Here is a 13,375-nt window from a genome sequence, read left to right on the forward strand (position 1 = left end):
CGGGCTTTTTGTTTTTGCGTTTAAAAAGAACCCCGTCCCGAAAGGTACGGGGTTTTTTGCTGTGTGGGGTATATTTCCCCGGTGGCGCTGCGCTTACCGGGGCTACGGATCCTCGGCCACCTGCTGGCCGAGGGGACATCAATGCCGCAAAGTTACCGACGTCAATCGTAGTCTGCTTCAGCCTGCTGCTCATGTATCAAATTCAATAACGGATATGGTTGACCCAGATCGTCCGTTTCAGAGCGACCTGTCACTTTGAAACCCATTCTCCGATAAAACCCGACCGCTTGTTCATTCTGCTCATTTACGTTGGTCGTCAGTGTTGGCGTTAACGACAGCGCATGCGCGATCAGCAATCTCCCCACACCGCAGCCGCGGACATCCGGATCGACGAACAGCGCATCCATATGATCTCCGGTCAGCAGCATAAAGGCGATCGGCTGGTCCTCCGTGTTAACTGCCACCCACAGCGGAGCCTCCGGTATAAAGGCACGTACCAGCTCCTCCAGCTCTCTCCGATACGCTTTTGACAGAAAATCGTGCGTGGCGTCGACTGACCGACACCAGATCGCAATCAGTTTATCCCCTTCATCAGGCCGGGAACGGCGGATGCTAATAACCATATTTTCTCCTTTTCTTCATTCTTATATTCTAACTCAATGCGCGCCGTGAAATTTTCTCACCGTGAACATGCAGACTCGACATTCACCCGATTCCTGGTTATCTTCAGCTATCTGGATGTCTAAACGTTTATACGTATGCTATGAGGTAATAGAGTTATGCCAATTCGGGTGCAGGACGAGCTACCAGCCGTCAATTTCTTGCGCAATGAAAACGTCTTTGTGATGACGACAACGCGTGCAACAACTCAGGAAATCCGCCCCCTGAAGGTGTTAATCCTCAACCTGATGCCGAAGAAAATCGAGACGGAGAATCAGTTCCTGCGTCTGCTGTCGAACTCTCCGCTGCAGGTGGACATCCAGTTATTACGTATCGATGCGCGTGAGTCACGTAATACGCCGGCGGAGCATCTGAATAACTTTTACTGCAATTTCGATGAGATCTGCGATCAGAACTTCGACGGCCTGATCGTCACCGGCGCTCCCTTAGGCCTGGTTGAATTTAATGATGTCGCTTACTGGCCGCAGATCAAACAGGTGCTGGAGTGGGCCAAGGATCACGTCACTTCGACGCTGTTCATCTGTTGGGCGGTTCAGGCCGCGCTGAATATTCTGTACGGCATTCCCAAGCAGACCCGCGCCGAAAAGATTTCTGGCGTTTATGAACACCATATTCTTCATCCACACGCTTTACTGACCCGCGGTTTCGACGACTCTTTCCTGGCCCCACACTCACGCTATGCTGACTTTCCTGCAGGGCTTATCCGGGATTATACCGATCTCGAGATCCTCGCGGAGACGGAAGAGGGCGATGCGTATCTGTTCGCCAGTAAAGATAAGCGTATAGCCTTTGTCACCGGCCACCCCGAGTACGATGCCAATACCCTGGCAAGTGAATATTTCCGCGATGTGGAAGCCGGTTTGAACCCTGAGGTTCCCCACAACTATTTTCCGCAAAACGACCCGCAGAACAAACCGCGCGCCACCTGGCGGAGCCACGGTAATCTGCTGTTCGCTAACTGGCTGAACTATTACGTCTACCAGATTACACCATACGATCTGCGTCATATGAATCCAACGCTGGAGTAATACTCCGCACGAAACGATCCTAAAGCGTTTCAGCACTTTGCCTCTGGCACCTTCGGGTGCCTTTTTTATTTCCGAAATTCACCTCATGGCTGATGATAACTTTAATTTCATTGTTATCAATATGTTAATCTCATTTTAAAATTAAAATGGAAATTGTTTTTGATTTTGAAAATTAATTGAGTAGTCTTAATTGTGCTGAGCGAAAACTGCACAACGATCTTTCGCTCGCTTCCAGCGGATCAACCAAGAGGAGCAGCACAATGACGCAGCAGGCGACAATCACCGATGAACTGGCCTTTAGTCAGCCCTATGGCGAGCAGGAGAAGCAGATCTTGACGCCTGAGGCGGTAGAATTCCTGACGGAACTGGTGAGCCGCTTTACGCCGGCGCGCAATAAACTGCTGGCCGCGCGTCTGCAGCAGCAGCAGGCCATTGACGATGGGCAACTGCCGGATTTTATTTCGGAAACTGCTTCCATTAGAAATGGCGACTGGACCATTCGCGGTATCCCGGCGGATTTGCAGGATCGCCGCGTTGAAATTACCGGCCCCGTCGAGCGCAAGATGGTCATTAACGCGCTGAATGCTAACGTAAAAGTCTTTATGGCGGACTTTGAGGATTCGCTGGCGCCGGACTGGCGTAAAGTCATTGATGGCCAAATCAACCTACGTGATGCCGTGAACGGGACCATCAGCTACACCAATGAGGCTGGCAAAATCTACCAACTGCAGCCCAATCCCGCTGTGCTGGTATGCCGTGTGCGCGGCCTGCACCTGCCGGAAAAGCATGTGACCTGGCGTAATGAGGCCATTCCCGGCAGTCTTTTCGATTTTGCGCTCTATTTCTTTCATAACTACCAGGCGCTGCTGGCGAAAGGAAGTGGTCCCTACTTCTATCTGCCAAAAACCCAGGCCTGGCAGGAGGCGGCATGGTGGAACGATGTCTTCAGCTTTACTGAAGATCGCTTTGACCTGCCGCGCGGCACCATCAAGGCCACGCTGTTGATTGAAACACTGCCGGCGGTGTTCCAGATGGATGAGATCCTGCATGCGCTGCGCGACCATATTGTCGGCCTGAACTGCGGCCGCTGGGACTATATCTTCAGCTATATCAAGACGCTGAAAAACCATCCTGACCGCGTACTGCCGGACCGCCAGGTGGTGACGATGGATAAACCCTTCCTCAGCGCCTACTCACGGCTGTTGATTAAGACCTGCCACAAACGCGGGGCGTTTGCGATGGGTGGAATGGCGGCCTTTATCCCGAGTAAAGAGGCCGAGCGTAACCGTCAGGTGCTGAATAAAGTCACCGCCGACAAAGAGCTGGAGGCGAACAACGGTCACGATGGCACCTGGATCGCCCATCCTGGACTGGCGGATACCGCCATGGCGGTGTTTAACCGCGTGCTCGGCGACAAGCCGAATCAGCTCTCGGTGACCCGTAGCGAGGACGCGCCAATTACCGCCGAACAGCTGCTGGCCCCCTGCGAGGGCGAGCGCACGGAAGCCGGGATGCGCGCCAACATCCGCGTGGCGGTGCAGTACATCGAAGCCTGGATCTCCGGCAACGGCTGTGTACCGATTTATGGCCTGATGGAAGACGCCGCGACGGCCGAGATCTCGCGCACCTCTATCTGGCAGTGGATCCATCATCAGAAAACCCTGAACGACGGCACGCCGGTCACGAAAGCGCTGTTCCGCCAGTGGCTGGCGGAAGAGCTGATGGTGATTCAGGAGGAGCTGGGAGAGCACCGCTTCAGCCATGGCCGCTTTGACGATGCGGCGCGGCTGATGGAGCAGATCACCACCTCCGACGAACTGATTGATTTTCTGACATTACCGGGCTACCGCCTGCTGGCCTAATCGCCAGATGGTGTTGTTCGCCATTTAGTCCTTCACCAATGACGCCTGGGGAGCCAGGAAATAATATGGAGCATCTGCACATGAAAACCCGTACCCAACAAATCGAAGAATTAAACAAAGAGTGGACGAACCCGCGCTGGGAAGGGATTACCCGCCCGTACAGCGCGGAAGAGGTGGTGAAATTACGCGGCTCGGTGAACCCGGAGTGCACGCTGGCGCAGCTTGGCGCAGCGAAAATGTGGCGTCTGCTGCACGGTGAGGCGAAGAAAGGGTACATCAACAGCCTTGGCGCGCTGACCGGCGGCCAGGCCTTGCAGCAGGCGAAGGCCGGCATCGAAGCCATTTATCTCTCCGGCTGGCAGGTGGCGGCGGATGCTAACCTGGCGTCCAGCATGTACCCGGATCAGTCGCTGTACCCGGCCAACTCGGTACCGGCGGTGGTGGATCGGATCAACAATACCTTCCGCCGCGCCGATCAGATCCAGTGGTCAGCCGGGATTGAGCCGAACGATCCGCGCTTTATCGACTACTTCCTGCCGATCGTGGCGGATGCGGAGGCCGGTTTCGGCGGCGTCCTGAACGCCTTTGAGCTGATGAAATCGATGATTGAAGCCGGTGCAGCGGCTGTTCACTTCGAAGATCAGCTGGCGTCGGTGAAGAAGTGCGGTCATATGGGCGGTAAAGTGCTGGTTCCAACCCAGGAGGCGATACAGAAACTGGTGGCGGCGCGTCTGGCTGCCGACGTGATGGGGGTCCCGACGCTGGTGATCGCCCGTACCGATGCTGACGCTGCCGATTTAATTACCTCAGACTGCGATCCGTACGATCGTGAGTTTATTACCGGAGATCGCACCAGCGAAGGGTTCTTCCGCACCCATGCCGGGATCGAGCAGGCGATCAGCCGCGGGCTGGCTTACGCGCCGTATGCGGACCTGGTGTGGTGTGAAACGTCGAAACCGGATCTCGAGCAGGCGCGTCGCTTTGCCGAAGCCATTCATGCGCGTTTCCCGGGCAAACTGCTGGCCTATAACTGCTCGCCGTCGTTTAACTGGAAGAAAAATCTCGATGATAAAACCATCGCCAGCTTCCAGCAGCAGCTGTCGGACATGGGGTACAAATACCAGTTTATTACTCTCGCCGGGATCCACAGCATGTGGTTCAACATGTTCGACCTCGCCCATGCCTACGCTCAGGGTGAGGGGATGCGCCACTATGTTGAAAAAGTGCAGCAGCCGGAATTCGCCGCCGGGCCGGAAGGCTATACCTTCGTCTCGCATCAGCAGGAGGTGGGCACCGGCTACTTCGACAAGGTCACTACCATTATCCAGGGCGGCGCCTCGTCGGTGACGGCGCTGACCGGCTCGACCGAAGAAGATCAGTTTTGAGCCATGCCCGGTGGCACGACGCTCACCGGGCCTGTGAAGGGATCCAGACCGGATAAGCGAGCGCGCCATCCGGCCTGACGTGGTACCGGATGGGGGAGTTCGATGACGCGTGGTCTGGAATTACTGATTGCCCAAACGATATTGCAGGGATTTGACGCTCAGTATGGGCGTTTTCTCGAAGTGACTTCCGGCGCGCAGCAGCGCTTTGAACAGGCCGACTGGCATGCGGTGCAGCAGGCGATGAAACAGCGGATCCATCTCTATGACCACCATGTGGGTCTGGTGGTGGAGCAGCTGCGCTGCATCACGGAGGGAAAAAGCACGGATGCCGACTTTTTGCTGCGGGTGAAAGCCCACTACACCCGTTTGCTGCCGGATTACCCTCGTTTTGAAATTGCCGAGAGCTTTTTCAATTCGGTCTACTGCCGCCTGTTTGACCACCGCTCGCTGACCCCCGAGCGGCTCTTTATTTTCAGCTCGCAGCCCGAGCGTCCCTTTCGCACCCTTCCGCGCCCGCTGGCGAAAGATTTCTATCCAGAGCGCGGCTGGTCGCACCTGCTGGGTAAAGTGCTGTCCGATCTGCCGCTGCGGCTGCCGTGGCAAAATAAAGCGCGGGATATCGGCTATATCATTGCCAGTCTGCAGGAGGCGCTGGGGGAGGAACCGCTCGCCACCTGTCATCTACAGGTCGCCAATGAGCTGTTCTATCGCAACAAAGCCGCCTGGCTGGTGGGCAAACTGGTGATGCCGATGACCACGCTGCCCTTCTTGCTGCCGATCCATCGCAGCGACGAGGGCGAGCTGTTTGTCGATACCTGCCTGACCACCCATGCCGAAGCGAGCATCGTTTTTGGCTTCGCGCGTTCCTATTTTATGGTTTATGCGCCCCTGCCCGGCGCTCTGGTGGAATGGCTGCGCGAGATCCTGCCGGGTAAAACCACGGCCGAGCTGTATATGGCGATTGGCTGCCAGAAGCACGCCAAAACTGAAAGCTATCGCGAATATCTGCACTACATCGCTCGCTGCGATGAGCAGTTTATCGAGGCGCCGGGCATTCGCGGGATGGTGATGCTGGTGTTTACCCTGCCGGGGTTTGACCGGGTGTTCAAGGTGATCAAAGATCGCTTCGCGCCGCAGAAGGAGATGACCGCCGCCCACGTACGCGCCTGCTATCAGCTGGTAAAGGAGCATGACCGCGTCGGGCGGATGGCGGACACGCAGGAGTTTGAAAATTTCGTGCTGGAGAAACGACAAATCGCGCCAGCGCTGCTGGCGCTGCTGCAGGCGGAAGCGGGGAACAAACTGACCGACCTCGGCGACCGGATTGTCATCAGTCATCTGTATATTGAACGGCGAATGGTGCCGCTCAACCTGTGGCTGGAGCAGGTTAACGGCCAGGCGCTGCGCGATGCGGTAGAAGAGTATGGGAATGCTATCCGCCAACTGGCCGCCGCCAACATCTTTCCCGGCGATATGCTGTTTAAAAACTTCGGCGTCACCCGCCACGGGCGGGTGGTGTTCTACGACTATGATGAAATCTGCTATATGACGGAGGTGAATTTCCGCCAGATCCCGCCGCCGCGCTATCCCGAGGATGAGCTGGCCAGCGAGCCGTGGTACAGCGTCTCGCCGGGGGATGTGTTTCCGGAGGAGTTCCGCCACTGGCTGTGCGCCGACCCGCGCATTGGGCCGCTGTTTGAGGAGATGCATGCCGACCTGCTGCGCGCCGACTACTGGCGCGAACTGCAGACACGGATTAAAAACGGTCATGTGGAAGATGTCTATGCTTACCGGCGTAAGCAGCGTTTTAGCGTGCGCTATGGCGCCGACAGTAGGCCGGATAAGGCGTTTACGCCGCCATCCGGCAAGGTGCGCCGATCTGCCTGATGGCGCTACGCTTATCAGGCTTACTTAAAATGCCCCTGCGGGGCATTTTTTTATTTAACCCCGCCGTATGCCAGCGTCACTTCCTTCGCCGCTTTGATCACCAGCGCGCCCAGCTCGGTCACCCGATCATCGGTCATGCGTGAGATGGGACCGGAGATGGAGATTGCCGCGAACGGTTCGCGGTGTTCATCATAAATGCAGGCGGCGACGCAGCGCAGGCCGAGCGCGTGCTCCTCGTCATCGAACGAGTAGCCCCGCTTGCGGGTCTGCGCTAAATCTTCCTTCAGATGCAGCGGCGAGACCAGCGTGGCATGCGTATAGGCATGCAGCCCTTTACGGTGCAGCAGGCTGGTCACCTGCTCTTCGCTTAGCTGCGAGAGGAACGCCTTCCCGGCGCCGGAGGCGTGCATCGGCAGTTTTCCGCCGATTGGCGCCGACATACGCATCAGCTGGGTGCACTGCACCTGGTCGATAATGATCGCCTGGTGGTCGCTCTGGTCAAGCACCGCCAGATTCACCGTTTCACCGGAATCCTCCATCAGCTGGCGCAGGATCGGGTGGACAATCGCCAGCAGATTGCGGCTTTGCAGAAAGCTGCTGCCGACCACGAAGGCATGCGCGCCGACGGCCCAGTGGCCCAGCTCGCCGACCTGGCGAACGAAACCCAGCTGCTGCATGGTGGTCAGCAGGCGGTGAGTGGTTGAGTTGGGCAGACCCGCCTGCTGCGCCAGCTCGGTCAGCGCGACGCTGCTGTGGGACTCGGCAATCCATTCGAGCAATTTCAGGCCGCGGGTCAGCGACTGAACCTGACCGCCAGCCTGCTGGGCGGTGGCAGCCGCGGGTTTTCTGCCGCGTTTCGCGGGAACGGGGGTAGTGGCCATCGCGGACTCCTTTTTCTGTATCGTGGAAATGATTTTCGTTTTATTTGGCGATAATGCAATCACAACCGGACTCATCGGAGGAGTGAAGCTGAACATGTCTCATATTGCCCGTTGTTGTCTTTTCCGCTCCGGTGGTTTATGCCAGTATGGTTTGTTGGCTATTTGGCCTGTGTTGAGCGTTGTCGGGAGCAAGTGTGAGCAGCAAAGTTGAGCAACTGCATCAGCAGTTAAAAGAACGTATTCTGGTTCTGGATGGGGGCATGGGCACCATGATCCAGGGCTACCGTCTGAGTGAGCAGGACTTTCGCGGTGAGCGCTTTGCTGACTGGCCGTGCGACCTGAAAGGCAACAACGACCTGCTGGTGCTCAGCAAGCCCGAGGTAATCCGCGAGATCCACGACGCCTACTTCGAGGCCGGCGCGGATATCATTGAGACCAACACCTTTAACTCGACGACCATTGCGATGGCGGATTACCAGATGGAATCCCTGTCGGCAGAGATCAACTTTGCGGCGGCGAAGCTGGCCCGCGCCAGCGCCGACGCCTGGACGGCCCGCACGCCGGAAAAACCGCGCTACGTCGCGGGCGTGCTTGGCCCAACCAACCGCACCGCCTCTATTTCGCCTGATGTGAACGATCCGGCGTTCCGCAATATTACCTTTGACCAGCTGGTGGCTGCCTATCGCGAATCCACCCGAGCGCTGGTGGAAGGCGGCGTGGATCTGATCCTGATTGAAACGGTATTTGACACCCTGAACGCCAAAGCGGCCATCTATGCGGTGAAAGAGGAGCTGGAGGCGCTGGGCGTTGACCTGCCGCTGATGATCTCCGGGACCATTACCGATGCCTCCGGCCGCACGCTGTCCGGGCAGACCACCGAAGCTTTCTATAACTCGCTGCGTCACGCCGAAGCCTTATCGTTTGGTCTGAACTGCGCCCTCGGGCCGGACGAACTGCGCCAGTACGTCCAGGAGCTGTCGCGTATCGCTGAGTGCTACGTTACTGCGCACCCGAACGCTGGCCTGCCCAATGCCTTCGGCGAATACGATCTGGATGCCGATACCATGGCGGCGCAGATCCGCGAATGGGCGGAAGCCGGTTTCCTCAATATCGTCGGCGGCTGCTGCGGCACTACGCCGGAACATATCGCCGCCATGAGCCGCGCGGTGGCCGGCCTGCCGCCGCGCCAGCTGCCGGAGATCCCCGTCGCCTGCCGTCTTTCCGGCCTGGAGCCGCTGAATATCGGCGATGACAGCCTGTTTGTGAACGTCGGCGAACGTACCAACGTTACCGGCTCGGCGAAATTTAAACGCTTAATCAAAGAAGAGAAGTACAGCGAAGCGCTGGACGTGGCGCGTCAGCAGGTGGAAAGCGGCGCGCAGATCATCGATATCAACATGGACGAGGGGATGCTCGACGCCGAAGCGGCGATGGTGCGCTTCCTCAACCTGATTGCCGGCGAGCCGGACATTGCCCGCGTGCCGATCATGATCGACTCCTCCAAGTGGGAGGTCATTGAAAAGGGCCTGAAATGCATTCAGGGCAAAGGCATCGTTAACTCTATTTCGATGAAAGAGGGCGTCGAACCCTTTATCCACCATGCGAAACTGGTTCGCCGCTACGGCGCCGCGGTGGTGGTGATGGCCTTTGACGAAGTGGGCCAGGCCGATACCCGCGAACGTAAAATTGAGATTTGCCGTCGCGCCTACAAAATCCTCACCGAAGAGGTCGGCTTCCCGCCAGAAGATATTATCTTTGACCCGAATATCTTCGCGGTGGCGACCGGTATCGAAGAACACAATAACTATGCCCAGGACTTTATCGGCGCCTGCGAAGACATCAAACGCGAGCTGCCGCACGCGCTGATCTCCGGCGGCGTCTCCAACGTCTCCTTCTCTTTCCGCGGCAATGACCCGGTACGTGAGGCGATCCACGCGGTATTCCTCTACTACGCGATCCGTAACGGCATGGATATGGGCATCGTCAACGCCGGCCAGCTGGCGATTTACGACGACCTTCCCGCCGAGTTGCGTGACGCGGTTGAAGATGTGATCCTCAACCGCCGCGATGACAGCACCGAAAGATTGCTCGAGCTGGCGGAAAAATATCGCGGCAGTAAAGTTGACGACGGCGCCAATGCCCAGCAGGCGGAATGGCGCAGCTGGGAGGTGAAAAAACGCCTCGAATATTCGCTGGTGAAGGGCATTACCGAATTTATTGAACAGGACACCGAAGAAGCGCGTCAGCAGGCCGCTCGCCCGATTGAGGTGATCGAAGGGCCGCTGATGGACGGCATGAACGTGGTCGGCGATCTGTTCGGCGAAGGCAAAATGTTCCTGCCGCAGGTGGTGAAATCCGCCCGCGTCATGAAACAGGCGGTGGCCTACCTGGAGCCGTTTATTGAAGCCAGTAAAGAGCAGGGCTCCAGTAACGGCAAAATGGTGATTGCCACGGTAAAAGGCGACGTTCATGACATCGGCAAAAACATCGTCGGCGTGGTGCTGCAGTGCAATAACTACGAAATAATCGATCTTGGCGTGATGGTCCCGGCGGATAAAATTCTCAAAACCGCCAAAGAGGTGAACGCGGATCTCATCGGCCTTTCCGGGTTGATTACCCCGTCGCTCGACGAAATGGTTAACGTGGCGAAAGAGATGGAGCGCCAGGGCTTTACCATCCCGCTGCTGATCGGCGGCGCGACCACCTCTAAAGCGCATACGGCGGTGAAAATCGAGCAGAACTACAGCGGCCCGACCGTTTACGTACAGAACGCTTCGCGCACCGTCGGGGTGGTGGCTGCGCTGCTCTCGGACACGCAGCGCGATGAGTTTGTCGCCCGTACGCGCAAAGAGTATGAAACCGTGCGTATCCAGCATGGGCGTAAAAAACCGCGCACCCCGCCGGTGACCCTGGCCGCCGCACGGGAAAACGATCTGGCCTTTGACTGGGAGAGCTACACTCCGCCGGTGGCCCATCGCCTGGGGATTCAGGAGGTGGAAGCCAGTATCGAGACGCTACGCAACTACATCGACTGGACGCCGTTCTTTATGACCTGGTCGCTGGCGGGCAAATATCCGCGCATTCTGGAAGATGAAGTGGTTGGGGAAGAGGCGCAGCGCCTGTTCAAAGACGCTAACGAGCTGCTGGATAAGCTGAGCGCAGAGAAAACCCTCAACCCGCGCGGCGTGGTGGGCCTGTTCCCGGCCAACCGCGTGGGCGACGATATTGAAATCTATCGCGATGAAACCCGCACCCACGTGCTGACGGTGAGCCATCACCTGCGCCAGCAGACGGAGAAGGTCGGCTTCGCCAACTACTGCCTCGCCGACTTTGTGGCGCCGAAGCTGAGCGGCAAAGCGGACTATATCGGCGCCTTCGCCGTCACCGGCGGCCTGGAAGAGGACGCGCTGGCGGAAGCCTATGAAGCGCAGCATGATGACTATAACAAGATCATGATCAAGGCCATCGCCGATCGTCTGGCGGAAGCCTTCGCCGAGTATCTGCACGAGAAAGTGCGCAAGGTCTACTGGGGGTATGCGGCCAATGAGAACCTCAGCAATGAGGAGCTTATTCGCGAGAATTACCAGGGGATCCGTCCGGCGCCGGGGTATCCGGCCTGTCCGGAGCACACCGAAAAAGGCACCATCTGGCAGCTGCTGGACGTCGAAGCCCATACCGGCATGAAGCTCACCGAATCGTTCGCCATGTGGCCGGGGGCATCGGTTTCCGGCTGGTACTTCAGCCATCCTGACAGCAAATACTTCGCCGTGGCGCAGATCCAGCGCGACCAGGTCGAAGACTACGCGCTGCGTAAAGGGATGACCCCGGCGGAAGTCGAGCGCTGGTTAGCCCCTAATCTGGGCTATGATGCGGACTAGTCGTCATCTTTCCTTACAACAAACAAGGCGCTCTGTGAGCGCCTTGTCTCTTTATTGAGGTTAACCCCTTATACTGAGATAGGTTCCAGAACGTCGGAACACCTATAACGATAAGGAGAAGCTGATTCCGTGTTAACTCTGCTACACCTGTTGTCCGCGGTCGCTCTGCTGGTGTGGGGCACGCATATCGTGCGTACCGGGGTGATGCGCGTCTATGGCGCTCGCCTGCGTACCGTTCTCAGTAGCAGCGTAGAGAAAAAGCCGCTCGCCTTCTGCGCGGGTCTTGGCGTGACTGCGCTGGTGCAAAGCAGCAATGCCACCACCATGCTGGTGACTTCGTTTGTCGCCCAGGATTTAGTGGGCCTCACGCCGGCGCTGGTGATGGTGCTGGGGGCCGACGTCGGGACGGCGCTGATGGCGAGGGTGCTGACCTTCGACCTGTCGTGGCTGTCGCCGTTGTTGATATTTATCGGGGTGATTTTCTTCCTCGGCCGTAAGCAGACCCGCGCCGGGCAGCTGGGGCGAGTGGGGATTGGCCTTGGGCTGATCCTGTTGGCCCTGGAGCTGATTGTGCAGGCCGTCCACCCCATTACCCAGGCCAACGGCGTGCAGGTGATTTTTGCCTCGCTGACCGGGGATATTATGCTGGATGCCTTGATTGGCGCCGTATTCGCGATCATCAGCTACTCCAGCCTGGCGGCGGTGCTGCTGACCGCGACGCTGACCGCGGCAGGAGCGATCTCTTTCCCGGTGGCGCTGTGCCTGGTGATTGGCGCCAACCTGGGATCGGGGCTGTTGGCGATGCTCAACAACAGCGCGGCGAACGCGGCGGCGCGCCGGGTGGCGCTGGGCAGCCTGCTGTTTAAGCTGGTGGGGAGCCTGATCATTCTGCCGTTCGTCCATCCGCTGGCCGCGGCGATGCATAAGCTGCCGTTGGCCGAGTCCGAGCTGGTTATCTACTTCCACGTTTTTTACAACCTGCTGCGCTGCATCGCGATGGTGCCTTTTGCCGGACCGATGGCGAAGCTGTGCCAGCGCATGATCCGCGATGAACCCGAGCTGGATAACCATCTCAAACCCAAGCATCTCGACCCGTCGGCGCTGGACACCCCGGCGCTGGCGCTGGCCAATGCCGCGCGCGAGACGCTGCGCATTGGTGACGCGATGGAGCAAATGCTGGAGAGCCTGCATAAGGTGATGCATGGCGAACCGCGTCAGGAGAAAGAGCTACGCCGCATGGCGGACGATATCAACGTACTCTACACCGCCATTAAGCTCTATCTGGCGCGAATGCCAAAGGATGAGCTGGCGGAAGAGGAATCCCGGCGCTGGGCGGAAATTATTGAGATGTCGTTAAACCTCGAGCAGGCCTCCGATATCGTCGAGCGGATGGGCAGCGAGATCGCTGATAAATCGCTGGCGGCGCGGCGCGCCTTCTCGGTGGAAGGGTTAAAGGAGCTGGACGCCCTGTACGATCTGTTGCTCAGCAACCTGCAGCTGGCGATGTCGGTCTTCTTCTCCAGCGATGTGCCCAGCGCCCGTCGCCTGCGGCGCAGTAAACACCGGTTCCGCATTCTTAACCGCCGCTACTCGCATGCGCACGTTGACCGTCTGCATCAGCAGAACGTGCAGAGTATCGAAACCAGTACGTTGCACCTGGCGCTGCTGGGGGATATGAAGCGTCTGAACAGCCTGTTCTGCTCGGTGGCTTACAGCGTGATGGAGCAGCCGGATGAAGACGACGAACGGGATGACTATTGAGACCTTCCCCGG

General features: G+C 58.0%; 8 protein-coding genes. 6 read left to right on the top strand and 2 right to left on the bottom strand.

Annotation, left to right across the window (positions count from 1 at the left end; translation table 11 throughout):
- Nucleotides 1–161: 161 nt before the first annotated feature.
- Entirely contained in the window at nt 162–623 is a 462-nt protein-coding gene (locus tag ACOI6Z_RS19830; protein ID WP_032454547.1) for an acetyltransferase, read from the bottom strand.
- A gap of 156 nt (nt 624–779) precedes the next feature.
- Between ACOI6Z_RS19830 and metA the strand changes: the two genes are divergently transcribed.
- From metA to aceK, 4 genes are all read left to right on the top strand, one after another.
- Nucleotides 780–1,709 carry a homoserine O-acetyltransferase MetA gene (gene metA / locus ACOI6Z_RS19835; protein ID WP_065813167.1) on the top strand — a complete coding sequence of 310 codons (930 nt, stop codon included), beginning with the start codon at nt 780–782 and terminating at the stop codon, nt 1,707–1,709.
- Between the two features lie 260 nt (nt 1,710–1,969).
- Entirely contained in the window at nt 1,970–3,571 is a 1,602-nt protein-coding gene (gene aceB, locus ACOI6Z_RS19840; protein WP_023291609.1) for a malate synthase A, read from the top strand.
- An 80-nt stretch (nt 3,572–3,651) separates the two neighbouring features.
- Nucleotides 3,652–4,956: an isocitrate lyase gene (gene aceA, locus ACOI6Z_RS19845; protein ID WP_004206828.1), complete on the top strand. Its 1,305-nt coding sequence runs from the start codon at nt 3,652–3,654 to the stop codon at nt 4,954–4,956.
- Between the two features lie 102 nt (nt 4,957–5,058).
- Nucleotides 5,059–6,843, top strand: a complete 1,785-nt coding sequence (gene aceK / locus ACOI6Z_RS19850) for a bifunctional isocitrate dehydrogenase kinase/phosphatase (RefSeq protein WP_023291610.1) — start codon at nt 5,059–5,061, stop codon at nt 6,841–6,843.
- A gap of 50 nt (nt 6,844–6,893) precedes the next feature.
- On the opposite strand, the gene iclR is transcribed toward aceK, so the two are convergent.
- Complete coding sequence (iclR, locus tag ACOI6Z_RS19855) at nt 6,894–7,724, bottom strand: glyoxylate bypass operon transcriptional repressor IclR (RefSeq protein WP_004206826.1); 831 nt, start codon at nt 7,722–7,724, stop codon at nt 6,894–6,896.
- 194 nt (nt 7,725–7,918) lie between these two features.
- On the opposite strand from iclR, the gene metH reads away from it, so the two are divergent.
- A complete protein-coding gene (metH, locus tag ACOI6Z_RS19860; protein ID WP_049013086.1) occupies nt 7,919–11,602 on the top strand; it encodes a methionine synthase in 3,684 nt (1,227 codons plus the stop codon).
- Nucleotides 11,603–11,731: 129 nt separating this feature from the next.
- Nucleotides 11,732–13,363: a Na/Pi cotransporter family protein gene (locus ACOI6Z_RS19865; RefSeq protein WP_004206824.1), complete on the top strand. Its 1,632-nt coding sequence runs from the start codon at nt 11,732–11,734 to the stop codon at nt 13,361–13,363.
- The last annotated feature ends 12 nt before the right edge of the window (nt 13,364–13,375 follow it).

Source organism: Klebsiella sp. C239 (genome assembly GCF_048822715.1).
Taxonomy (GTDB): Bacteria; Pseudomonadota; Gammaproteobacteria; order Enterobacterales; family Enterobacteriaceae; genus Klebsiella; species Klebsiella quasipneumoniae.

What these genes read in the sequence shown, in the direction of transcription:
- ACOI6Z_RS19830 (WP_032454547.1), bottom strand. Translation starts at nt 623, where the DNA reads ATGGTTATTAGCATCCGCCGTTCCCGGCCTGATGAAGGGGATAAACTG.
- metA (WP_065813167.1), top strand. Translation starts at nt 780, where the DNA reads ATGCCAATTCGGGTGCAGGACGAGCTACCAGCCGTCAATTTCTTGCGC.
- aceB (WP_023291609.1), top strand. Translation starts at nt 1,970, where the DNA reads ATGACGCAGCAGGCGACAATCACCGATGAACTGGCCTTTAGTCAGCCC.
- aceA (WP_004206828.1), top strand. Translation starts at nt 3,652, where the DNA reads ATGAAAACCCGTACCCAACAAATCGAAGAATTAAACAAAGAGTGGACG.
- aceK (WP_023291610.1), top strand. Translation starts at nt 5,059, where the DNA reads ATGACGCGTGGTCTGGAATTACTGATTGCCCAAACGATATTGCAGGGA.
- iclR (WP_004206826.1), bottom strand. Translation starts at nt 7,724, where the DNA reads ATGGCCACTACCCCCGTTCCCGCGAAACGCGGCAGAAAACCCGCGGCT.